Origin of the sequence: Leclercia sp. J807, from assembly GCF_009734465.1 — a bacterium.
Lineage (GTDB): Bacteria > Pseudomonadota > Gammaproteobacteria > Enterobacterales > Enterobacteriaceae > Enterobacter.
In genome coordinates this window covers 128,341-151,263 of record NZ_CP046446.1, presented here as the reverse complement: position 1 = coordinate 151,263, position 22,923 = coordinate 128,341, and the positions used below count along the sequence as shown (strand labels likewise).

General features: G+C 57.1%; 18 protein-coding genes. 9 read left to right on the top strand and 9 right to left on the bottom strand.

Features of this window, described 5'->3' with window-relative positions:
* Nucleotides 1-25: 25 nt before the first annotated feature.
* Both GNG26_RS00725 and avtA read left to right on the top strand, forming a co-directional pair.
* Nucleotides 26-2,056, top strand: a complete 2,031-nt coding sequence (locus tag GNG26_RS00725) for an alpha-amylase (protein ID WP_156237479.1) — start codon at nt 26-28, stop codon at nt 2,054-2,056.
* A gap of 172 nt (nt 2,057-2,228) precedes the next feature.
* Nucleotides 2,229-3,485: a valine--pyruvate transaminase gene (avtA, locus tag GNG26_RS00720; RefSeq protein ID WP_156237478.1), complete on the top strand. Its 1,257-nt coding sequence runs from the start codon at nt 2,229-2,231 to the stop codon at nt 3,483-3,485.
* A 4-nt stretch (nt 3,486-3,489) separates the two neighbouring features.
* Here avtA and GNG26_RS00715 read toward each other — a convergent pair whose 3' ends face one another.
* Nucleotides 3,490-3,960, bottom strand: coding sequence for a 4Fe-4S dicluster domain-containing protein (locus GNG26_RS00715; protein ID WP_103824345.1), 471 nt, complete (start codon nt 3,958-3,960; stop codon nt 3,490-3,492).
* 125 nt (nt 3,961-4,085) lie between these two features.
* A complete protein-coding gene (locus GNG26_RS00710) occupies nt 4,086-4,904 on the bottom strand; it encodes a helix-turn-helix domain-containing protein (RefSeq protein WP_103177760.1) in 819 nt (272 codons plus the stop codon).
* A gap of 226 nt (nt 4,905-5,130) precedes the next feature.
* Here GNG26_RS00710 and GNG26_RS00705 point away from each other — a divergent pair, with 226 nt between their 5' ends.
* The gene (locus tag GNG26_RS00705) at nt 5,131-6,531 is read left to right on the top strand and encodes an MFS transporter (protein ID WP_156237477.1); all 1,401 of its coding nucleotides are present in this window, start codon (nt 5,131-5,133) and stop codon (nt 6,529-6,531) included.
* A 10-nt stretch (nt 6,532-6,541) separates the two neighbouring features.
* Nucleotides 6,542-8,509: a glycoside hydrolase family 127 protein gene (locus GNG26_RS00700; protein WP_156237476.1), complete on the top strand. Its 1,968-nt coding sequence runs from the start codon at nt 6,542-6,544 to the stop codon at nt 8,507-8,509.
* Nucleotides 8,510-8,559: 50 nt separating this feature from the next.
* Here the strand turns inward: GNG26_RS00700 and GNG26_RS00695 are convergent, their stop codons facing one another.
* Nucleotides 8,560-9,300, bottom strand: a complete 741-nt coding sequence (locus GNG26_RS00695) for a MipA/OmpV family protein (RefSeq protein WP_156237475.1) — start codon at nt 9,298-9,300, stop codon at nt 8,560-8,562.
* 119 nt (nt 9,301-9,419) lie between these two features.
* On the opposite strand from GNG26_RS00695, the gene GNG26_RS00690 reads away from it, so the two are divergent.
* On the top strand, nt 9,420-10,409 hold the full coding sequence (locus tag GNG26_RS00690) for a LysR family transcriptional regulator (protein ID WP_156237474.1): 990 nt from the start codon (nt 9,420-9,422) through the stop codon (nt 10,407-10,409).
* Here GNG26_RS00690 and aldB read toward each other — a convergent pair.
* The gene (gene aldB / locus GNG26_RS00685; protein WP_103177755.1) at nt 10,379-11,917 is read right to left on the bottom strand and encodes an aldehyde dehydrogenase AldB; all 1,539 of its coding nucleotides are present in this window, start codon (nt 11,915-11,917) and stop codon (nt 10,379-10,381) included. The genes GNG26_RS00690 and aldB overlap by 31 nt on opposite strands.
* Before the next feature lie 166 nt (nt 11,918-12,083).
* Here aldB and GNG26_RS00680 point away from each other — a divergent pair, with 166 nt between their 5' ends.
* Nucleotides 12,084-12,971, top strand: coding sequence for an ROK family protein (locus GNG26_RS00680; protein ID WP_103824338.1), 888 nt, complete (start codon nt 12,084-12,086; stop codon nt 12,969-12,971).
* Here the strand turns inward: GNG26_RS00680 and selB are convergent.
* The 5 genes from selB to GNG26_RS00655 form a co-directional block, all read right to left on the bottom strand.
* Nucleotides 12,968-14,824 (bottom strand): selenocysteine-specific translation elongation factor, encoded by a 1,857-nt coding sequence (gene selB / locus GNG26_RS00675; protein WP_156237473.1) that lies wholly within the window; start codon nt 14,822-14,824, stop codon nt 12,968-12,970. The genes GNG26_RS00680 and selB overlap by 4 nt on opposite strands.
* Nucleotides 14,821-16,206 (bottom strand): L-seryl-tRNA(Sec) selenium transferase, encoded by a 1,386-nt coding sequence (gene selA / locus GNG26_RS00670; RefSeq protein ID WP_156237472.1) that lies wholly within the window; start codon nt 16,204-16,206, stop codon nt 14,821-14,823. The genes selB and selA overlap by 4 nt, the downstream gene beginning before the upstream one ends.
* A gap of 102 nt (nt 16,207-16,308) precedes the next feature.
* Nucleotides 16,309-16,917, bottom strand: a complete 609-nt coding sequence (locus GNG26_RS00665) for a glutathione S-transferase (protein ID WP_114385523.1) — start codon at nt 16,915-16,917, stop codon at nt 16,309-16,311.
* A gap of 93 nt (nt 16,918-17,010) precedes the next feature.
* Nucleotides 17,011-18,147: an HlyD family secretion protein gene (locus GNG26_RS00660; RefSeq protein ID WP_156237471.1), complete on the bottom strand. Its 1,137-nt coding sequence runs from the start codon at nt 18,145-18,147 to the stop codon at nt 17,011-17,013.
* 2 nt (nt 18,148-18,149) lie between these two features.
* Nucleotides 18,150-18,506: a DUF3302 domain-containing protein gene (locus tag GNG26_RS00655; protein WP_114316214.1), complete on the bottom strand. Its 357-nt coding sequence runs from the start codon at nt 18,504-18,506 to the stop codon at nt 18,150-18,152.
* Between the two features lie 660 nt (nt 18,507-19,166).
* Here GNG26_RS00655 and GNG26_RS00650 point away from each other — a divergent pair.
* From GNG26_RS00650 to mtlR, 3 genes are all read left to right on the top strand, one after another.
* Nucleotides 19,167-21,074 (top strand): PTS mannitol transporter subunit IICBA, encoded by a 1,908-nt coding sequence (locus GNG26_RS00650; protein ID WP_156237470.1) that lies wholly within the window; start codon nt 19,167-19,169, stop codon nt 21,072-21,074.
* A 110-nt stretch (nt 21,075-21,184) separates the two neighbouring features.
* A complete protein-coding gene (mtlD, locus tag GNG26_RS00645) occupies nt 21,185-22,333 on the top strand; it encodes a mannitol-1-phosphate 5-dehydrogenase (RefSeq protein ID WP_103177747.1) in 1,149 nt (382 codons plus the stop codon).
* Nucleotides 22,330-22,920 (top strand): mannitol operon repressor MtlR, encoded by a 591-nt coding sequence (gene mtlR, locus GNG26_RS00640; RefSeq protein WP_156237469.1) that lies wholly within the window; start codon nt 22,330-22,332, stop codon nt 22,918-22,920. Before mtlD ends, mtlR begins: the two co-directional genes overlap by 4 nt.
* The last annotated feature ends 3 nt before the right edge of the window (nt 22,921-22,923 follow it).

Genomic DNA, 22,923 nt, shown 5'->3' with positions numbered 1-22,923 from the left:
CAAAATGCTGTGACAGGAAAATGGTATGAAACGTTCTGCTCTCGCTCTTCTGTTCTTGCCTGCACTGGCCAGCGCCGACTGGTCCGCCCCCGGCTTTCCGGCCTTTACCGCTGAAGGATCGGGCGTCTTCACGGCACAGGCAAAGCTGACGAAGGGTACCCGCCCGCTAACGTTGAGTTTTGACAAGGCGTGCTGGCAACCCACTAACGCCATAAAACTCAACGAGATGATGTCACTGAAGCCGTGCGAAGGCGATCCGGCGCAGTGGCGTATCTTCCGCGACGGGGATTATCAGGCACGAATTGATACCCGCTCCGGCACGCCAACGCTGATGTTGACCGTTGCCAGCGCCAGCGAAAAGGCGGTGGCATCGGTAGTGCGCCAGTGTCCCAAATGGGACGGCAAACCGTTGACGCTCGATGTCAGCAATACCTTCCCGGAAGGGAGCGTGGTGCGTGATTTTTACAGCAAACAGACCGCGACGGTGCAGCAGGGTAAAATTACCCTGCAACCCGCACCGGGGAGCAACGGCCTGCTGTTACTTGAGCGGGCAGAAACGGACAAGCCCGCCCCGTTCAGCTGGCAAAACGCCACCGTCTATTTTGTTCTCACCGACCGGTTTGAGAATGGCGATCCGGCCAATGACAACAGCTACGGGCGCCATAAAGATGGCATGCAGGAGATCGGCACCTTCCACGGCGGCGACCTGAAAGGGCTCACCAGCAAACTGGATTATCTGCAACAGCTTGGCGTTAACGCCCTGTGGATCAGCTCCCCGCTGGAGCAGATCCACGGCTGGGTCGGCGGCGGCACCAAGGGGGATTTCCCCCATTACGCCTATCACGGCTATTACACCCAGGACTGGACCCGGCTCGATGCCAACATGGGTACGGAGGATGATTTACGTCAGCTGGTGGATGAAGCCCATCGCCGGGGGATTCGCATCCTCTTTGACGTGGTGATGAACCACACCGGTTACGCGACGCTGGCCGATATGCAGGAGTACCAGTTCGGGTCGCTCTATCTGCAGGGCGAAGAGCTGAAGAAAACCCTGGGCGAACGCTGGACCGACTGGAAACCGGGCACCGGACAGAGCTGGCACAGCTTTAATGACTACATCAACTTCAGCGATAAAGCGGGCTGGGAAAACTGGTGGGGCAAGAAGTGGATACGCACCGATATTGGTGACTACGACAACCCCGGCTTCGACGATCTGACCATGTCGCTGGCCTTCCTGCCGGACCTGAAAACGGAATCGACCACCCCATCAGGCTTACCGAATTTTTATCGCCACAAGCCCGACACCCGGGCGAAGGCCATTGACGGTTACACGCCCCGGGATTACCTCACCCACTGGCTGAGTCAGTGGGTGCGTGAATACGGTATCGACGGTTTCCGGGTCGATACCGCCAAGCACGTTGAGCTGGCGGGCTGGCAGCAATTGAAAGATCAGGCCAGCGATGCCCTTAAAGCATGGAAAGCGGCCAACCCGGAGAAAAAACTCGACGATGCGCCGTTCTGGATGACCGGTGAATCCTGGGGACACGGGGTGATGCAGAGCGATTACTACCGTCACGGCTTCGATGCGATGATCAATTTTGATTACCAGGAGCAGGCGGCCAAAGCGGTAGATTGCCTGGCCGACATCGACCTGACCTGGCAGCAGATGGCGGAAAAGCTGCAGAGCTTTAACGTCCTGAGCTATCTCTCCTCCCATGACACCCGTCTGTTCCGCGAGGGTGACCAGCGTGCGGCAGAGCTGCTGTTGCTGGCGCCGGGCAGCGTGCAGATCTTTTATGGCGATGAATCTGCAAGACCGTTCGGCCCGACGGGTTCCGATCCTTTACAGGGCACGCGCTCGGACATGAACTGGCAGGATATCAGCGGCGCGCAGGCTGCAACCGTCGCCCACTGGCAGCGGCTCGGGCAGTTCCGCGCCCGCCATCCGGCGATCGGTGAAGGCAGACAAACCACGTTAACCTTGCCTCAGGGCTACGGCTTTGTACGCGAGCATCAGGACGACAAAGTGATGGTGGTGTGGGCAGGCAATCGCTGATCGGCAGGGGCAAAATCCCTCTCCCACAGGAGAGGGAGGCAGGATAACTTGCTGCCTGATGGCAAACTAACAACATAAAGCCACACATCTTCGTTTCGACGCTGATTTGCACCTGCGCAGCTGTAGCGTTATGGTGAGCCACACTTAGAACACGCTCGACAGATCACCTGCTATGACTTTTTCACTTTTCGGCGACAAATTCACCCGCCATTCAGGCATTACCCGCCTGATGGAGGATCTCAACGACGGGCTGCGCACACCGGGCGCCATCATGCTCGGCGGCGGTAACCCGGCACAAATCCCCGAGATGAACGCCTATTTTCAGACGCTCCTCGCAGACATGCTGGAAAATGGCAAAGCCAGAGATGCGCTGTGCAATTACGACGGCCCGCAGGGCAAAACCGAGCTGCTCGCTGCCCTCGCGGAGATGCTGCGCGACACCCTCGGCTGGGAGATTGATCCACAGAACATTGCTCTGACAAATGGCAGCCAGAGCGCGTTTTTCTACTTATTTAACCTCTTCGCGGGACGACGTGCCGACGGCACCACCAAAAAAGTGCTCTTCCCGCTGACGCCGGAGTACATCGGTTATGCCGACTCCGGCCTTGAGGACGATCTTTTCGTCGCCGCGCGCCCGAACATCGAGCTACTGCCGGAAGGCCAGTTCAAATATCACGTCGATTTTGAGCATCTGCATATTGGCGAAGAGACCGGGATGATCTGCGTCTCGCGCCCCACCAACCCGACCGGCAACGTCATCACCGATGAAGAGCTGATTAAGCTGGATGCGCTGGCGAACCAGCATGACATTCCGCTGGTGATTGATAATGCCTATGGGGTGCCCTTCCCGGGCATTATCTTCAGCGAAGCGCGTCCGCTGTGGAACCCGAACATTGTCCTGTGCATGAGCCTCTCCAAGCTGGGTCTGCCGGGTAGCCGCTGCGGGATTATCATCGCCAATGAGAAAATCATCACCGCCATCACCAACATGAACGGCATCATCAGCCTCTCCCCTGGCGGGATCGGCCCGGCAATGATGTGCGAGATGATTAAGCGCAACGATCTGCTGCGCCTGTCCAACGAGGTGATTAAGCCCTTCTACTATCAGCGCGTCCAGGAGACCATTGCGACTATCCGCCGTTATCTCTCGGAAGAGCGCTGTCTGATCCACAAACCCGAAGGGGCAATTTTCCTCTGGCTGTGGTTTAAGGATCTACCGATCACCACCGAGCTGCTCTATCAGCGTCTGAAAAAGCGCGGAGTGTTGATGGTGCCAGGGGATTACTTCTTCCCGGGGCTGGACAAGCCGTGGCCGCATACCCACCAGTGCATGCGCATGAACTATGTCCCGGACCCGGAAAAAATCGAAGCGGGCGTGAAGATCCTCGCCGAGGAAATCGACCTCGCCTGGCGGGAAAACGATCAGTAATGATCTATGCCAGATAACGCAGCCGTTCGGCACGTAATCTGGCAGGATCGACACAACTTAATGCGCGGGTTGGACAGGCCTCCACGCAGGCGGGTCCACCTTCGCGGTGCGCGCAACGGTCGCACTTCAGCGCCTGCACCGCTTCCGCCTCTCCCGTCACCTGCATCGCCCCGAACGGGCAGGCAATCATGCAGCTTTTACAGCCGATACAGCGCTGTTGCTCCACCCGCCAGACCCCCTGCTCACGCTGGATCGCCTGCGTCGGGCAGACGTTGGCGCAGGGGGCATCTTCACACTGGTGGCAAGTAACCGCCGTAGTGAACGTCCCGCCTTTCACCACCCGGATGCGGGAGGTAAAGGTCTTTGCCGTCACAGCGGCACAATTCTGATTCTCCTGGTGCGAGACCACGCAGGCCACTTCGCAGGTGCGACAGCCAATACATTTCGCCGGGTCCGCAACAATAAACGGGTTCATCGCCTGCTCCATCCTTGTTGAAAAAGTCAGGTTGCCAGAGTGTTCAGGGCACGCGCTTTGATCAGACGGGGCAAAAAGTCACTTTTGTGCACCCTGCCGCGAATACTGGCCATTTGCCACAGCGCTCAGGCGGAATTGATGTGCTCCTTGCAGTAGCGGCGTTTCCAGACGCCGGGCGTTAACCCGGTATGCTTACGAAAAATTTGCCGGAAATATCCGGTGTCGTTAAACCCGCAGCGCACCGCCACCTCCTTGAGCGACACGGCATCATTAAGCAGTAACTTCTCCGCGGCCCGGACGCGCTGACGGTGGATAGCCTCAGTGAGCGTCAGATGAAAGACCCGACGAAACACCCGCCCCAGATAATCTGCGTTGCAGTGCAGCTCCCGGGCAAGCTGCGACGTGGAGAGTGGCCGGTGAAACTGCGTGCTGATCAGCTGCCGCGCCTTCCACGCCAGGCTGACGCCCGCTTCGTCCGGGGCGAGCTCCTGCCCGGGCATGACTGAGAGCTGTTGCAAAATCAGCAGCAGAATAAATTCCAGCGCCGGGCTGCGCTGGAGCTTCTCCTGTTCGGTCAGAAATTGCCGGAACAGGGCAATCATCGCCTGCGGATCGCCGGTTTTGCCGTGCTGCTGCACCGACAGCAGTGTACTCAGGGATGACGGCGCGGCCTGCTCGTGAACTTCAAAATGCAGCCAGTAAAAGCGTAAATCGGCAGGAAAATCTTCAATCCCCTTGTGTCGGCGGTGGGGCCAGAGGAGCAGACTTTCTCCGGCATGGACCTCAAACAGCGTCGTATCCTCCTGGATCGTTAATGTCCCCTTTTCCACAAAGATGACCTCCCAGGAGTCGAGCCTGCGCGCCGGATGTCGCCCGACGCCCCGGGAGATAAAATAGCCGCCATTCTGCACCCTGATCGGAAGCGCTATGGATAATTCGAGCATGGTTATTCAATTTCTCGCTATTTATGAGCAGATTCTTTCTCTTTATCACTGATTATTAACAGCTATTTGTTATTCGTCCCGATCAAAATCACATTTTACGAACAAGGTCGGAATCCTCACCTTTTTATACTTTTCCCTTCCCTTGTTGCCCCCAGGGAACAGTGCAAAATTAGTCAGGTACTCTGCAAAACAACATAAAAAATCCAATAACCCGAGGAGTTACCTCATGACTTCCACCCCGATTACACAGACAGAGATCGCCCAGCAGGCCATCAACGATCGCCTGACGGTGCGAGAAAAAATAGGCTACGGCCTGGGTGATGCCGGCGGCACGGTGATCACCTGTTTGATCATGAACTTTCTCACTTTTTTCTATACCGATGTCTTTGGTTTAACCCCGGCGCTGGTCGGCACGCTGTTTATCGCCCTGCGCATCTTCGACGCGATATCCGACCCGGTGATGGGGATCATCGCCGACCGTACCCAGAGCCGCTGGGGACGCTTTCGCCCCTGGCAGCTGTGGGTCGCCCTGCCGATTGGCATTATCGGCGTGCTGACCTTCACCGTGCCGGACGCGGGCATGGGAGTCAAAATCGCCTGGGCCTTCGGCACCTATCTGCTGCTCTCGGTGGGCTATACCGCCATCAACGTGCCCTACTGCGCGCTGATCAACACCATGACCACCCGCCACAGCGAAGTGATCTCCTGCCAGTCATGGCGTTTTGTGCTGTGCGGCGTGGCCGGTTTTCTGGTCTCCGTTGGCCTGCCTTGGCTGGTTGAACTTCTCGGCCAGGGCAACGTGGCGCAGGGATATCAGTTCGGCGTGGGTGTGCTGTGCGCCATTGCGGTGGTGATGTTCCTGTGCTGCTTCTTCTGGGTTCGCGAGCGCGTACCGCTGGCGATGATGGGAAAATTTACCCTTAAGGAGCACCTCGCCGGTCTGCGTAAAAACGACCAGCTGCTGCTGATGCTGGTGATGTCTTTCCTGCTGATTAACGTCTTCAACATTCGTGGCGGCGGCTACATGTATTTCATCACTTACGTGCTGGAAGGGAGCACCGCCTACACCTCGCTCTTCTTCACCATGGTGACCTTTGCCTCTATTCTGGGCGCGGTGATCGTTAACCTGCTGTCGCGTCGCAGCGACACCGTCAAACTTTACTACTACACCAACCTGGTGCTGGCAGCCCTGGCGGTGGGGATGTGGTTCCTGCCCGGCGGCCCGGTTTACCAGACCCTGTGGCTGGTGGTCATTCTGGCGAACGGCGTGATCCTCGGTTTTACCCTGCCGCTGCACTTCGCGCTGATGGCCTTTGCCGACGACTACGGCGAGTGGAAAACTCGCGTACGCTCCTCCGGCATGAACTTCGCCTTTAACCTCTTTTTCATCAAGCTGGCCTGGGCTTCCAGCGCCGGGATCATCAGCCTGGTGTTTATTTTCGTCGCCTACCAGCCGGGCGCGGGCAACCAGACGCCCGCCTCATTACAGGGCATTACCGCCATGGAGACCCTGCTGCCCGCCCTTTTCCATCTGCTGCTGGCGCTGGCGATCCGCAAGTGCCGACTCAATAACCCGATGATGACGCGCATTGCCACCGACCTGCGCCAGCGTCACGCTCACGCCTGAGGAGAACATAATGTCCATAATGGAACCCGACCTGCATAAACTGAAAATCAGCGACCCGTTTCTGGGTCAGTATCAACAGCTGGTGCGCGATGTGGTTATCCCCTACCAGTGGGATGCCCTGAACGATCGCATTGAGGAGGCGGAACCGAGCCATGCCATCAGCAACTTTCGCATCGCGGCGGGTCAGCAAAATGGTGAATTCTACGGGATGGTCTTTCAGGACAGCGACGTGGCGAAATGGCTCGAGGCGGTCGCCTGGTCGCTGTGCCAGAAGCCCGACGCGGAACTGGAAAAAACCGCCGATGAGGTGATTGAGCTGGTAGCCGCCGCGCAGTGCGACGATGGCTATCTCAACACCTGGTTCACGGTGAAAGCGCCGGAGGAGCGCTGGACAAACCTGGCGGAGTGCCACGAGCTTTACTGCGCCGGACATATGATTGAAGCGGGCGTGGCCTGGTTCCAGGGCACCGGCAAACGCCGTCTGCTGGAGGTGGTCTGTAAGCTGGCCGACCATATCGACAGCGTTTTTGGTCCGGGCGAGCAGCAGCTACATGGCTATCCTGGCCACCCGGAGATCGAGCTGGCGCTGATGCGCCTGTTTGATGTCACCCAGGAGCCGCGCTACCTGGCGCTGGCGAAATATTTTGTTGAAGAGCGTGGCACCCAGCCGCACTTCTACGACATCGAATATGAAAAGCGGGGCAAAACCTCGTACTGGAACACCTACGGCCCGGCGTGGATGGTGCAGGATAAAGCCTACAGCCAGGCGCATCAGCCGCTGGCGGAACAGCAAACCGCCATCGGCCATGCGGTGCGGTTCGTCTATCTGATGACCGGCGTCGCGCACCTGGCCCGCCTGAGCCAGGACGAGAGTAAGCGCCAGGACTGCCTGCGGCTGTGGAACAACATGGCGCAGCGCCAGCTTTATATCACCGGCGGGATCGGCTCCCAGAGCAGCGGTGAAGCCTTCAGCAGCGATTACGATCTGCCGAACGACACCGTCTATGCCGAGAGCTGCGCCTCCATCGGCCTGATGATGTTTGCCCGTCGCATGCTGGAAATGGAAGCCAACAGCCAGTACGCCGACGTCATGGAGCGGGCGCTGTACAACACCGTGCTTGGCGGCATGGCGCTGGACGGAAAACACTTCTTCTACGTCAACCCGCTGGAAGTACATCCGAAGACGCTGAAATTTAACCATATCTACGATCACGTGAAGCCGGTTCGCCAGCGCTGGTTCGGCTGCGCCTGCTGCCCGCCGAACATCGCCCGCGTTCTGGCCTCGATTGGTCACTACATTTATACCGTTCGCGACGATGCCCTCTTTATCAACCTCTACATCGGCAACAGCATGGCTTTCCCGGTGGGTGAGCAGGAGTTGCAGCTGCGGATCAGCGGCAACTACCCGTGGCAGGAGCAGGTCGTCATTGAGATCGCCTCCTCGGTGGACGTCGACTATACCCTGGCCTTACGTGTGCCGGACTGGTGTGACAATCCACAGCTCACGCTGAATGGCAAACCCATCACGGGTGAGATGCGTCAGGGCTATATCTACCTGACCCGCCGCTGGCAGAAAGGCGATAAGCTGGTGTTAACCCTGCCGATGCCGGTCCGCCGGGTTTACGGTAATCCGCAGGTGCGCCAGCAGGCCGGAAAAGTGGCTTTGCAGCGCGGGCCACTGGTCTACTGTCTTGAAGAGGCGGATAACGGTGCGGGGCTGCACAACCTTTCCCTGCCAGCCGACAGCGAATTCAGGCTCGTTGAAGGCAAAGGGATTTTTGCTCATAAAATACTGATCCAGACGCAAGGGTATGCCCGCCACGCCGCGGACGCTGAACACCAACCGCTGTGGCAATACGATCGTGCGCCCGCCACGCAACAGGCGCAGACGCTGACCTTTATTCCGTGGTTTAGCTGGGCTAACCGGGGCGAAGGGGAGATGCGGATCTGGGTGGATGAGGCGAACGCCGCACGCTAAAGCCGGAAAACAGAATCAGCCCTCATCTCTGAGGGCTGATTTTTACTTCCTTAAAACCTCCAGGAGAGGCCGGTCATCAGCGCGAAGCTGTCGTCACGGTCGATCATCGGGCTGTTTTTCACATCGTCAGGCAGCACGGTATAGACGGCGCTGGCATTCAGAGAGAGATTTTGTGTCAGCGGGTATTTAGCTGCCACACCCACATAAGGAGTCACGGTTTCGCCTGCGTTGTACTGCTCTAAACCGCTGCGACGGGACTCTTTCTGCGACACGCCGTAGTAGTAATCGTTGAAGCTTTCATCGTAGTAAAAGACCCCTACCGATGGCGTCAGGGTCAGGCGCGCCATGCGGAACGGGCGGAAATAAGAGATTTCACCCATCACGCCGCCGCTCTCATCCATCGCATCGGCGGCAATCGCCAACTTCAGGCTACCCCAGCTTTCGTGGCGATAGTATGCCCCGCCCAGCATCGCGGAGGCTTTGCGCTCGTCCAGCTGCTTCATCGCAGAGTCGTCGTTATCGTCCGGATCGAAATGCAGCGGCATCCAGGAGGCGGTCAGGCTAAGTTCGTTTTTGGCATCTTTCCAGACAATCCAGCCGCCAGTAGCCTGACGCACGTAAAAGTGTTCCCCTTCGTAGTGCATTAATGGAACAGCAAAAACATTCTCGTTATAACCTTTATACGGTGATTCATTAAAAACGGCGCCCGCGCCAATTGAAAATTCATCGGCCATTGCGGGAGCAGCCGCAAATAAAACCGTGGCGATGAGTAAACTCTTTTTAAACGTCATTGTTTGTAATCCATTAAATTTCCTGCGACCCGGCGCATAATAATGGTTACAAAAATCGCAATGCAATTTTGATATTTGTATAATATTATATATAAATTCATATAGATGAGCATCAGGCAATGAACAAGCTGCAAATCAAACCGCGCGAATTAAAAATTATTTCCGTCATTGCCGCCACTCACAGCATTGGTGATGCTGCCGCGTTGTTGGGTATGGCCCAGGCCAACGTCAGTAAATATCTCTCGGATTTCGAAACTCGCGTCGGGCTGAAGATTTTTGAGCGCACCACCCGCCACCTGGCGCTGACCCAGTTTGGCCAGTCGCTGCTGCCCTTTATCAACGCCTCGCTGGAAAAGAACGAACAACTGGTTAATTTTATTGCAGATTATAAGCATGAAAAACGCGGTAAAGTGACTATTTACGGACCAACGGGTATCATTACCTGGCTGGCCCGCCACGTGATTCATGAGATCGACAATATTGGCGATATTCGCATTAGCCTGAAAACCTATAACCTGAGTGGCAGCGAGTTTCTCGAAGGCGTCGTGTTCCCCGACGATTGTGATATTTTAATTACCTATGCCCTACCCAAAGATGAAAGTCTGGTCGCCACGACCTTAACCAAATATTCGGTTACCGCTTTCGCCACCCCGGAATATATTAAAAAGCACCCTATTAGTTATCCTGAAGATTTAATTAACCACTCCTGTATTCTTATTGATTCAATGGTTATCGACGATGCCAATATCTGGCGTTTCCGCTCGAATCACAGCAATCAGATACATGACTATAAAGTCACCGGGAACTATATTTGCGACAATACCCAGACGGCGCTGGAGCTGGCGCGCAATCATCTGGGGATCGTTTTTGCGCCCAAACAGAGCCTGCAGAAAGAGATCGAACAGGGGGTTCTGGTGCCCTGCTTCGCGCATCAAGAGGAGTGGTGGCTGGATCTGGTCGCTATCTTCCGTAAACGTGACTATCAACCATGGCGGGTGCAGTATGTGCTCGACGGCGTGCTGAATACCCTGCGTAAACAGATTGCGCAGGCCTCCCTGGGGCGGCCTGCGCTGAAGGGTCAGAACAGCCCGAGCGGCTTGTCGGAGTAGCTGACCAGCAGGCATTTCGTCTGCTGGTAATGTTCCAGCATCATCTTGTGCGTTTCGCGGCCAATACCCGACTGTTTATATCCGCCAAACGCGGCATGGGCCGGATAAGCGTGATAGCAGTTGGTCCATACGCGTCCTGCCTGGATCCCGCGTCCCATCTGATAGGCCAGATTGCCGTTGCGGCTCCAGACGCCTGCGCCCAGGCCATACTGTGTATCGTTGGCCAGCTCCAGCGCCTCCTCCATGGTTTTGAAGGTGGTCACCGCCAGCACCGGGCCAAAGATCTCCTCCTGGAAGACGCGCATGTTGTTTTTACCGGACAGGATGGTCGGCTCAAGGTAGTAACCCTCTTTCAGCTCCCCGTCCAGCATCTTGCGCCGTCCGCCGGTTAAGATGTCCGCCCCCTCTTTCTTACCGATATCAATGTAGTTGAGGATCGTCTCCAGTTGCCCGTGGGAAACCTGAGCCCCCATCTGGGTACCGTTGTCCAGCGGGTTGCCGCTGCGGATCGACTCCACGCGGCGGATGGCGCGCTCCATAAAGCGTTCGTAAATGGACTCCTGCACCAGCGCCCGGCTTGGACAGGTACAGACTTCACCCTGGTTGAAGGCAAAAAGCGCAAATCCTTCCAGCGCCTTGTCAAAGAAGGCATCCTCTTCGTCCATCACATCGGCGAAGAAGATGTTCGGGGATTTTCCGCCCAGCTCCAGCGTGACCGGGATGATGTTCTGGGTGGCGTACTGCATGATCTGCTGGCCCACTTCGGTGGAGCCGGTAAAGGCTACCTTGGCGATCCGTTTGGAGGTCGCCAGATATTCACCAATCTCCCCGCCCGCACCGTTGACCACGTTCACAACGCCCGGCGGGAGCAGGTCGCCCACTACTTCCATCAGCAGCAGGATCGACAGCGGGGTTAAGCGCGCCGGTTTCAACACCACACAGTTGCCTGCCGCCAGTGCGGGCGCCATTTTCCAGGCGGCCATCAGCAGCGGGAAGTTCCACGGAATGATCTGTCCGACCACGCCCAGCGGCTCATGGAAGTGATAAGCCACGGTATCTTTGTCCACCTCGCTGATCCCCCCTTCCTGCGCACGAATACAGGAGGCGAAGTAGCGGAAATGGTCGATAGCCAGCGGCACGTCGGCGGCCATGGTTTCGCGGATCGGTTTACCGTTGTCCCAGGTCTCCGCCGTGGCTAAAAGCTCCAGATTCTGCTCCATGCGATCCGCGATTTTGAACAGGATCGCCGCGCGATCCTGCACCGAGGTATGCGCCCACTTCTCTTTCGCTTTATGGGCGGCATCCAGCGCCAGATCGATATCGCGCTTCCCGGAGCTAGCGATCTCGCACAGCGGCTGGCCGGTCACCGGGGTGAGGTTCTGATAATAGTCGCCGTCGGCCGGAGGAACCCAGTCGCCGCCGATAAAGTTGTCATAACGGGCTTTAAGTTTGAGAGGAAAACCATATTCGCCAGGCAGGATACGTGCTGATGGAGGGTTATTCGTCATGACTGTCTCCTTGTGTGTAGTGTCTTTCAAAGGTAGACCGCGGCGGTGAAAATATCGCCAGTCGTCGCCTGCTTTGCGAGCCCCTTCACGCATTACCTTACTTTACGTTTGGTTTCCGGCGCTGAGCCATACTTAAAGCGCACAACCCGGGCGGAGGTAAGGATAAATGCGGCTTTTTATCGGCTTTGACGTGGGCGGAACCCACATTAAACACGGCGTGATCGACGAGAACGGCAACGAAATCGCCACCGATCAGTTTGATACCCCAGAGGATGAGGAGAGCTTTAAGCAACAATGGCGCGAGGTGGTCGAGGCTTACCAGAATGAACACGAGATCGCGGCTATCGGCGTGAGTTTTCCTGGCCACATCAATACCCATACCGGCGAAGCCGCAAAGGCGGGCGCGCTCGACTATCTGGACAACGTCAACCTGTATGCGCTTTTCTCAGAGCTGACGGACCTGCCGGTTATCGCCGAGAATGACGCTAACTGTGCTGCACTGGGCGAACGCTGGCGCGGCGCGGGGCGTGAATATGAAAATTTTGTCTGCATTACGCTCGGCACCGGCATCGGCGGCGGTATTGTGGTGGAGGGCGATCTCTGGCGCGGCTCGCACCACCGCGCCGGGGAGTTCGGGGTGATCCCGGTCGGCAAGAACGGCGAAGGGATGCATGAAGTCGCCTCGGCCAAAGGGCTGATGGAGACCTGCCGCCGGGCGCTGGCGGTCTCCGAAGAGGAGATGCCGAAAGGCGAAGAGCTATTCGAGCGTATGGAGAACGACCTGCACCTGCGCGAAGCCGTCGAAGAGTGGGCGCTGTTTCTGGCCCGCGGGGTCTACAGCGTCATCTCCATGTTTGATCCGCAGGTGGTGCTGATTGGCGGCGGCATCAGCGAGCAGGAGAAAATTTATAAGCTGCTCGACAGGCACCTGCAGACCTTTGAAGAGTGGGAATCGTTGCAGGTGCCCATCCTGCCCTGCCAGTTGGGTAACCAGGCGGGCAGGCTGGGCGCCGTATGGCTGGCAAAACAGAAACTTGCCAGAAGCGAGGCTTAAGGCTGCGGCGACTCGCCGGTAAAGAGCTGCGCGTCACGCAGGAGATGATCGTTACCGCGGCGGCGGGTAAAGCCAATGCGGTTGAAATACTCCAGGATCTGGATCGCCAGTTTACGCCCGACGTTCAGCCGATCGCGGAAATCTGCCGCGCAGGTCGAGCCGCGCTCGCTATCCAGCGCCCGGATCAGATTCGCAAAGGTGACGATGCGATCGTGGCGGTAGTAACGGTCTTTGACGATCGCGGTGATCAGCCCCTGCTGCGCCGCATGCTTCAGCACCTGACGCATGGTCTGTTCCTCAGTGGCGGTTTCGCGCGCCAGGTCGCGTACCCACCAAGGGTCGTCGCCGAACAGCGCCTGCGCTTTTTGCCAGACGGCCTGCTGCTCCGGGGTAAAGCCCGCTTTATGATCCGGCAGATGCAGCCAGCCGTGGTAGCTGTGTAGCTCTCCGCTCTCGCGCATCCGCCCGATCAGCAGCAGCACCAGAGCTTCATCCTCCATCGGTAGCGCCATACGGCGCAGGCGCTCGCGCCCGGGGCCAGGTTCATCCTGATGCTGCTGATGATAGGTTGCCAGCACATCGAGAATTTTACGCTGCCAGCGGGCGGCAACCGGGGTGTTTAACAGACCGTTTCCGGCCTGGATGAACGTCGGCTGCTGCGTCAACTGACGCAGCCCTTCTCCGCTGAGCTGGCGTGCCCAGCCAAAGTCATCCAGATTCACCGCCCCACGCTCCAGGTGCGCCAGCAGGGCGCTGCGGTCATCCGTCGCCGTCTCCAGCGTCGCCAGCCAGTGCAGGTACTCCGGCTTACGCTTACCGCGACGCGGGGGGTTAAGCGTCACGACCCGCGCCCCGGCCAGGGTGACGCGGGCAGAAATATCGCGCAGCACCAGCCGATCGTTGTCGGCGAGCCACAGAGGGGTGTCAAAGACCAGCTCCGCCAGCGCTCCCTCCAGCAGCGAGACACGCCCCGTCACGTGGCTGGCGGCATGGTGAATATGCAGCGGTTGCCACTGCGCGAGCGGTACGTCGCCCTGCAGGGAGACAATCACCCGCGTGGCAGGCTCCGGCGGCGCTTCGGCCAGCAGCCAGTCGCCGCGGTTCAGCTCGGCTTTTTCCGTATCACCCACCAGGTTCAGGGCAATACGCTGTCCGGCGTGCGCCTGTTCGACAGGCTGATTCTGTGCGTGCAACCCGCGAATACGTACCGGCTTGTTGATCCCGGTCAGCCACAGGTTGTCACCCACGCGCACTTCGCCAGACAGCGCCGTGCCGGTCACCACCAGCCCCGCCCCTTTCACGGTAAAGGCGCGGTCGATAGCCAGCCGAAAACGGTGATGGTCAGCATGGGCGCGCTCAGGGAGCTGTTGCAGATGATCGCGCAGGGCATCAATTCCCCGCCCTTCGGTGGCGACGGTGACAAACAGCGTCGCGTCGGCAAAACCATACTCCCGCAGGGTGGCGAGCACTTCGTCACGCACCGCCTCCACCCGGGCGTCGTCAACGCGGTCGGCTTTGGTCAGCGCCACCGTCAGCTGCGGGTTGCCGGTCAGACTGAGGATCTGCAGATGCTCCCGCGTCTGCGCCATCACCCCGTCATCACAGGCCACCACCAGCAGGGCGTGATCGATACCGCCCACCCCTGCCAGCATGTTGGATAAAAACTTTTCGTGCCCCGGCACGTCGATAAACCCCAGCACCCGGCCATCCGGCTGCGGCCAGTAGGCATAACCCAGATCGATGGTCATGCCGCGCTTTTTCTCTTCCGGCAGTCGGTCGGCGTTGACGCCGGTGATCGCCTGCAACAACGTCGTTTTGCCATGGTCAACATGACCGGCAGTGGCAATAATCATTTCAACAACATCTCCAGAAACAGTGCTTCATCTTCCAGGCAACGTAAATCCAGCCACAGGCGCCCGTCCTTGATCCGTCCAAGCACCGGCACGGGCAGCGAGCGCCAGCGCAATGCCAGCGCATCCAGCTGGCCGCCGCGCCCGTCGCGCGGGGTGAAGGTCAGTGCCGCGCCGGGCAGACGATCCACCGGCAACGACCCGCTGCCCGGCTGCGACAGGCAATCTTCCACCCGCACCTCGAAGTCAGGATAGTGTGCAGCAATGTGTGTCAGCAGCCGCTCTCCCTGACGATGAATGGAGGCGGCATCGCGGCTCAACAGGCGTAGCGTCGGCAGCCGTTCGGCCAGCGTCTCCGGGTGAAGATAGAGTCGCAAAGTCGCCTCCAGCGCGGCGAGGGTCATTTTATCCGCCCGCAGGGCGCGTTTCAGTGGATGCTGTTGCAATCTGGCAATCAGATCGCGCTTGCCGACAATAATCCCCGCCTGCGGACCGCCTAACAGCTTATCCCCCGAGAAGCTCACCAGGCTGACACCGGCGGTAATCAGCGCCTGGGGCATCGGCTCTTTCGGCAGGCCATAGCGGCTGAGATCCACCAGCGAACCGCTGCCCAGATCGACGACCACCGGCACCTCTTTCTCCTGCCCGATGCGCACCAATTCGGCTTCGTCGACGGCATGGGTAAAGCCTTCGATGTGGTAGTTACTGGTATGCACCTTCATCAGCAGAGCGGTGTTTTCATTGATGGCTGCGGCGTAATCCCGGTCGTGGGTACGGTTGGTGGTGCCCACTTCGCGAAGCTGGCACCCGGCCTGGGTCATCACATCCGGGATGCGAAACGCGCCGCCAATCTCCACCAGCTCACCACGGGAGACCAGCACCTCTTTGCCGCTCGCCGTCGCGGCCAGCATCAGCAGCACCGCCGCAGCGTTGTTATTCACAATGCAGGCATCTTCCGCCCCGGTGAGCTGGCACAGCAGCGCCGCCAGCGCGCGGTCTCGGTGGCCGCGTCCGGCACCGTCGAGATCGTACTCCAGGGTCACTGGCACCTGCATCGCCTGGGTGACCGCGGCAACCGCCTCCTCTGCCAGCAGCGCGCGTCCCAGATTGGTATGCAGCACGGTGCCCGTCAGGTTCAGCACCTGCCGCAGCCCCTGTTCGTCATCCTGCGTCAGCCGCTTTTCGGTCTCCTGGGCCCAGTCGCCGCACCACGCTGGCAGGCGGTTGTCGGCGCGGATCCCGGCGCGGGCTTCGTCCTGCAACAGACGCAAGGTTTCCACCGTTCGGCTGTGACCAAATCGGGCAATAATGGCAGTAAGACGGGCATCGCGAAGCAGACGATCGGTCGCGGGGAGTTGGCTGTAGAGAGCGTGCTGAGTAGTCATGAATATGCCTGACGGTTAGGTATTTTCCCCCCTCCCGACGGGAGAGGGAGTCAATGTCAGGGCGATTGTACCGCGTCCGGCAAGGAAGTGTTATCGACGACATCAAGCCTTTGGCGGTTCGGTACGGGCGAAACTTTCACGCTGGAAGAGGGTTTCCGCCAGCTTAACCAGCAGCGGACGATCGACGCACCAGCCCGGTGAAACCCGGCGGAAATTGAGGTAGCCGATGGCGCAGGCAATGGCGATGGTCGCCAGATTGACGCTGTCGGTGGCAATTTTCCCCTCGCGGATCAGCTGCTCACAATGATCGAGACTGCGAGTGATTTTCTCCCGCTGGCGCAGCAGCTCGGTCTCAGATTGCTGCGCCGCCGGGCGGGCCTGTTCACGCACGGAGGCTAACGCCGCATCCATGATCCCGTCCGCCAGCGCCTCGATTTGCCGGATAGCCAGCGCTGCTTTCGGTTCACGGGGGATCATCGCCGGGGCGATATCCAGCAGTTCGATATAGCTGGCAATGATGGGGGAATCGAACCAGTGTTCACCGTCATCGGTTACCAGCGCCGGGACTTTGCCCAGGGGATTGTACTGCGCGACACCGCTTTCAGCCTGATAGGGCTGCTCATTAACAAATTCAAAAGTGATGCCTTTCTCCAGCAGGAGAATGGAGATTTTACGTACAAAGGGACTGGTATAACTGCCGATGAGTTTCATTGCCTGCTCCTTATCCGCCAACAAAAGCATAAGTATGGCTCAGGCAAAGAAAAAAGGCAGGCGATGCGTCGCGCATGCCTGCCTTTCAGGGGATTAATGGTCGAGATAGAGGTAGTGCATCCAGCTGGTCATACGCAGCAGGACCTTACGCATCACGGAAACATGCGAGAAGTGGTCGGAATAGACCGCAACCTGCGCGTAGATACCGTCAGGCAAGGAATCCACGTCGGCGTTCGGCTCCAGCTCGATGGTGCCCAGCACGCCATCCGTACCCGGGACCACCGTCAGCGCCTGTAGCGCCCCTTGCGCCTGGTAGGAACCGCCCGGCACCACCGGCAGAATGCTGGTGAGTTTACCGGAGAAGACCTGGCCTGGCAGGGCATTGAACACCACTTCCGCTTCATCGCCCGGTTTCAAACGCAACAATGAGTTCTGGCGGAACTGCGCCACGATCTGGCGTTTCTGCTCAGGGATAAACACCATCACCGGACGCAGCGGCAGCGAGGCCGCGTAGGTTCCCGGACGAATCAGCACTTGGGTGACATAGCCATTGCTTGGCGCGCGAACGATTGTCTGATCCAGGTTGTAGGTGGCTTCGGCCAGCTGTGCACGCAGGGAGGCGATCTGCGACTGCTCACCGTTAGACATGCTCTCTAACTGGCTCTGGATCTGCACCTGTTCCGCCACCGACGCTTTCACCATGGCGTCCTGCGCCAGGTAGTTTTGCCGCGCGTTGTCGATGTCGCTTTCAGAGAACGGATTCACCTTCGCCTGGCTGCCTTTTACATAACGCTGATAGTCTTTGAACAGACGGTCACGCTCGGCGGAGACGCGGGTGGTATTCGATTGTGCTTCTGCAAGCTGAGCTTTCAGGACATCAATATTGTGTGTCGCCGTCACCAGGTCGGCCTGCAGACGATCGACGCGCGCTTTATACCTGACCGGATCGATTTTAAATAACACTTCGCCCTTTTTAATGAGCTGGTTATTTTTATCGGTCACTTCAGTTACCACCCCTGTAACCTGCGGCGTAATCGGAATTGAGATTACCGCTTTCTGCGCCGTAAACGTATAGGGGTGGTTATAGTTCATTAATAAAATAAGGCCGGCCACGATAAATACGCCGCCTAATGTTGCGGTCGCCAGCGTCCACTGGTTTACCGGGATACGGAATATTTTAAAGATGGCCCATGCAAACGCGACATAGGTCAATATGATTAACAGATCCATGATTATTGCTCCGGCGTATTCTTGTCAGCAACGGGCGGCACGGCGGCCAGTTTTTGTTCCAGCTCGGCTACGCGCTTCGCCAGCGCATCTACGTCGGGGCTACGTTCTGGCGGCTGAATGTGGTTCTGCATCCCCCAGCCACGCTCTGGCTGGTAGAGCGTGGCCCAAATCCACAGAAATGGCCAGATGGCATGGAGCGTAAACAGGCTTATCCACCCCGCCGTATGGATCGCATCGGCATGGGGATGGTTGCGCTTTTTGGCTATGTTATAGGGGATGTCATGGATAGCGATGATTCCATAAAAAAGAACCAGGAATACGAAAATCAACACACCCAGCGCAAAATAGTTGAGAAACATATTTGCCTCGCTAAATAAATCAACAACTCATTTAAATAATTAAATGGTAAGCAAGCATATTAATTCACTGTTAAGTACACGATCGTGAACTTAATATTTCAGAGCCGGGGAGTATGATTTTCTCTTATATCTCCACGCAAGTTTATAAGCGTGTCAAAATATATCCTGAATAATAATAAACCTAAGTTTACATTATGAGCTTAATCCAGCTTAGTGCTTTTCGCCATAGACCATTATGGCACTATTTTTTTAACAATACGTGTTGCTGACTTACATCCTGGCGTTGATCGGTAAAACAGATGTTGCCGGCGATCACATCCAGAGTATTCCGTATAAAAATTTTTTGTGGATTTGATCACACTCCAGAAACAAACAGACGATAGCAAAATGTGATTTATTTCACATTTCACGGGTCAAACTGCCGCTTTTACGTCCATTGTATTTTTTTTACACTTCAATTTTGTGATGTACATCACTCCATTCATTGGCACACCCCCTACATTTACGTGACTCAGATCACACTATTTTTGCCTGTCTGGACAGTTAAAGTATTAAGTGCCAAATTTCACGACATCAGAACAGGGCTGGGCAACCTCTGCCACCGCATTAACAACAAACCTCGGGCCGAAGGCCTGCGTAAACAAAAAGAAGGGGTGTTTTATGTCATCCGATTTCAAGATCAAAGTTCAAAGCTTTGGTCGTTTCCTCAGCAACATGGTGATGCCAAATATCGGCGCGTTTATCGCGTGGGGTATCATCACCGCGTTATTTATTCCGACAGGGTGGTTGCCTAACGAAACGCTGGCGAAACTTGTTGGCCCAATGATCACCTATCTGCTGCCGCTGCTTATCGGCTATACCGGCGGTCGTCTGGTGGGTGGTGACCGCGGTGGCGTGGTCGGTGCGATTACAACTATGGGTGTGATCGTCGGTGCGGATATGCCGATGTTCCTCGGCGCGATGATTGCCGGTCCTCTGGGCGGCTGGGCAATTAAGAAGTTCGACGTCTGGGTTGATGGCAAGATCAAATCCGGCTTCGAAATGCTGGTGAACAACTTCTCTGCCGGCATCATCGGTATGATCCTGGCGATTCTGGCGTTCCTCGGCATTGGCCCGGCAGTTGAAGTGCTTTCCAAACTGCTGGCGGCGGGCGTTAACTTCATGGTTGCCCACGACATGCTGCCGCTGGCGTCCATCTTTGTTGAACCGGCGAAAATCCTGTTCCTTAACAACGCCATCAACCACGGTATCTTCTCACCGCTGGGTATTCAGCAGTCTCACGACCTCGGCAAGTCTATCTTCTTCCTGATTGAAGCGAACCCGGGTCCAGGTATGGGTATCCTGCTGGCGTACATCTTCTTCGGTCGTGGCAGTGCGAAACAGTCTGCGGGCGGTGCGGCAATCATCCACTTCCTGGGTGGTATCCACGAAATTTACTTCCCGTACGTGCTGATGAACCCACGTCTGATCCTCGCCGTTATCCTCGGCGGTATGACCGGTGTGTTCACCCTGAGCGTGCTGGGTGGCGGTCTGGTTTCTCCGGCTTCTCCGGGTTCTATCCTGGCAGTACTGGCGATGACCCCGAAAGGTGCTTACTTCGCTAACCTCGCGGCAATTTTTGCAGCAATGGCGGTCTCCTTCATCGTGGCGTCTATCCTGCTGAAAACCAGCAAGGTGAAAGAAGAGGACGATATCGAAGCGGCAACCCGTCGTATGCAGGACATGAAAGCCCTGTCTAAAGGCGCAACGCCGCTGGCTGCGGGCGATGTTTCTAACGACCTGAGCCACGTACGTAAAATCATCGTTGCCTGCGACGCCGGTATGGGTTCCAGTGCCATGGGTGCAGGCGTACTGCGTAAGAAAGTGGCGGATGCCGGTCTGTCTCAGATCTCCGTCACCAACAGCGCCATTAACAGCCTGCCGCCGGATGTTGACCTGGTTATCACCCACCGCGACCTGACCGAGCGTGCGATGCGCCAGGTACCGCAGGCGCAGCACATTTCACTGACCAACTTCCTCGACAGCGGCCTGTATACCAGCCTGACCGAACGCCTGGTGGCGGCACAGCGTCACGAAGAAAACGAAGTGAAAGTGCGTACCAGCCTGCAGGACAGCTTTGATGAGAGCAACAGCCACCTGTTCCGTCTGGGTGCTGAGAACATCTTCCTTGGCCGTACTGCGAGCAATAAAGAAGAAGCGATTCGCTTTGCCGGTGAGCAGCTGGTGAAAGGCGGCTACGTGCAGCCGGAATATGTTCAGGCAATGCTGGAACGTGAAAAACTGACCCCGACCTACCTGGGCGAATCCATTGCGGTACCACACGGTACGGTTGAGGCGAAAGATCGCGTTCTGAAAACCGGCGTGGTGTTTTGTCAGTACCCGGCAGGCGTGCGCTTCGGTGAAGAAGAAGATGATATCGCCCGTCTGGTAATTGGTATCGCGGCCCGTAACAACGAGCACATTCAGGTGATTACCAGCCTGACCAATGCCCTGGACGATGAGAGTGTTATCGAACGTCTGGCTAACACCACCAGCGTAGAAGAAGTTCTGGCGCTGCTGAACAAGTAAGTTAAGCAAACCTCCCTCTCCCCGTTGGGGAGAGGGCTAGGGTGAGGGGAAATTCGCGTGGTTCCTCACCCCAGCCCTCTCGGGTAAAAACATTGATGAAGGTTAATACTATGAAAGCATTACATTTTGGCGCAGGTAACATCGGTCGTGGCTTTATCGGCAAACTGCTGGCAGATGCGGGCATTACGCTGACATTCGCCGATGTCAATCAGACGGTACTTGATGCCCTGAATGCACGTCATAGCTATCAGGTGCATGTGGTTGGCGAAAACGAGCAGGTTGAAACCGTGACCGGCGTCAACGCGGTCAGCAGCATTGGCGACGACGTTATCGACCTGATTGCCGGGGTTGACCTGGTGACGACCGCCGTCGGTCCGGTGGTGCTGGAGCGCATCGCGCCAGCGGTGGCGAAAGGTCTGGCCAAACGTAAGGCCCAGGGTAACGACGCCCCGCTGAACATCATCGCCTGTGAAAACATGGTGCGCGGTACCAGCCAGCTGAAAGGCCACGTGATGGCCGCGGTAGCCGATGAAGACAAAGCCTGGGTTGAAGAGCACGTTGGCTTTGTTGATTCTGCTGTAGACCGTATTGTGCCACCGTCCGCCTCTGCCACTCACGATCCGCTGGAAGTGACCGTTGAAACCTTCAGTGAATGGATTGTCGATAAAACTCAGTTTAAAGGCCCACTGCCTGACATTGCTGGCATGGAATTAACTGATAACCTGATGGCATTTGTCGAACGTAAGCTCTTCACGCTGAACACCGGGCATGCTATAACCGCCTACCTCGGTAAATTAGCCGGTCATCAGACCATTCGTGACGCCATTCTCGATGAGAAGGTCCGCGCCGTGGTAAAAGGTGCAATGGATGAGAGCGGCGCGGTATTGATTAAACGCTACGGTTTTGATGCCGATAAGCATGCGGCATACATTCAGAAAATCCTCGGTCGTTTTGAAAACCCGTATCTGAAAGATGACGTTGAGCGCGTTGGCCGTCAGCCGCTGCGCAAACTGAGTGCGGGCGATCGCCTGATTAAGCCGCTGCTCGGTACCCTGGAATATGGTCTGCCGCACGCCAACCTGGTCAAAGGCATTGCTGCCGCGATGCACTACCGCAGCGAAGAAGATCCGCAGGCGCAGGAACTGGCGCAGTTGATTGCTGAGAAAGGTCCACAGGCCGCGCTGGCGCAGGTATCCGGTCTGGATGCCAACAGCGACGTGGTTGTGGAGGCGGTGAACGACTATAACGCAACCAAATGATGCAGGAACTGGCGCAGGTCATCCTGCGCCCGGAATATAGATTGTCAGATATGCAGGCAATAATGGAACAAACCCAGGCCTTTGAAAACCGTGTGCTGGAGCGTCTGAATGCTGGCAAAACCGTTCGAAGTTTCCTGATATCCGCCGTCGAGTTATTAACCGAGGCGGTGAATATCCTGGTGCTTCAGGTGTTTCGCAAAGACGACTACGCAGTGAAATACGCAGTTGAACCGTTGCTCGACGGTGACGGCCCCTTGGGCGATTTATCTGTACGTCTGAAACTGATCTATGGCCTGGGCGTCATCAGCCGTCACGAGTATGAAGATGCGGAACTGCTGATGGCGTTGCGCGAGGAGCTCAATCACGACGGCAACGACTATTCGTTTACCGACGACGAGATCCTCGGCCCGCTGGGCGAGCTGCATTGCGTTACCGCCCTGCCCCCGGCCCCGCATTTTGATACCAGCGATCCTGAGCTTTACGCCATGCAGAAACAGCGTTATCAGCAGATTGTTCGCTCTACCATGGTACTCTCCCTGACCGAGCTGATTTCCCGAATCAGCTTAAAAAAAGCGTTTCAGAAGTAAGCC

Bases quoted from the DNA above. Each gene is read 5' to 3' on its own strand.
- GNG26_RS00725 (WP_156237479.1), top strand. From the start codon at position 26: ATGAAACGTTCTGCTCTCGCTCTTCTGTTCTTGCCTGCACTGGCCAGC.
- avtA (WP_156237478.1), top strand. From the start codon at position 2,229: ATGACTTTTTCACTTTTCGGCGACAAATTCACCCGCCATTCAGGCATT.
- GNG26_RS00715 (WP_103824345.1), bottom strand. From the start codon at position 3,960: ATGAACCCGTTTATTGTTGCGGACCCGGCGAAATGTATTGGCTGTCGC.
- GNG26_RS00710 (WP_103177760.1), bottom strand. From the start codon at position 4,904: ATGCTCGAATTATCCATAGCGCTTCCGATCAGGGTGCAGAATGGCGGC.
- GNG26_RS00705 (WP_156237477.1), top strand. From the start codon at position 5,131: ATGACTTCCACCCCGATTACACAGACAGAGATCGCCCAGCAGGCCATC.
- GNG26_RS00700 (WP_156237476.1), top strand. From the start codon at position 6,542: ATGTCCATAATGGAACCCGACCTGCATAAACTGAAAATCAGCGACCCG.
- GNG26_RS00695 (WP_156237475.1), bottom strand. From the start codon at position 9,300: ATGACGTTTAAAAAGAGTTTACTCATCGCCACGGTTTTATTTGCGGCT.
- GNG26_RS00690 (WP_156237474.1), top strand. From the start codon at position 9,420: ATGAACAAGCTGCAAATCAAACCGCGCGAATTAAAAATTATTTCCGTC.
- aldB (WP_103177755.1), bottom strand. From the start codon at position 11,917: ATGACGAATAACCCTCCATCAGCACGTATCCTGCCTGGCGAATATGGT.
- GNG26_RS00680 (WP_103824338.1), top strand. From the start codon at position 12,084: ATGCGGCTTTTTATCGGCTTTGACGTGGGCGGAACCCACATTAAACAC.
- selB (WP_156237473.1), bottom strand. From the start codon at position 14,824: ATGATTATTGCCACTGCCGGTCATGTTGACCATGGCAAAACGACGTTG.
- selA (WP_156237472.1), bottom strand. From the start codon at position 16,206: ATGACTACTCAGCACGCTCTCTACAGCCAACTCCCCGCGACCGATCGT.
- GNG26_RS00665 (WP_114385523.1), bottom strand. From the start codon at position 16,917: ATGAAACTCATCGGCAGTTATACCAGTCCCTTTGTACGTAAAATCTCC.
- GNG26_RS00660 (WP_156237471.1), bottom strand. From the start codon at position 18,147: ATGGATCTGTTAATCATATTGACCTATGTCGCGTTTGCATGGGCCATC.
- GNG26_RS00655 (WP_114316214.1), bottom strand. From the start codon at position 18,506: ATGTTTCTCAACTATTTTGCGCTGGGTGTGTTGATTTTCGTATTCCTG.
- GNG26_RS00650 (WP_156237470.1), top strand. From the start codon at position 19,167: ATGTCATCCGATTTCAAGATCAAAGTTCAAAGCTTTGGTCGTTTCCTC.
- mtlD (WP_103177747.1), top strand. From the start codon at position 21,185: ATGAAAGCATTACATTTTGGCGCAGGTAACATCGGTCGTGGCTTTATC.
- mtlR (WP_156237469.1), top strand. From the start codon at position 22,330: ATGATGCAGGAACTGGCGCAGGTCATCCTGCGCCCGGAATATAGATTG.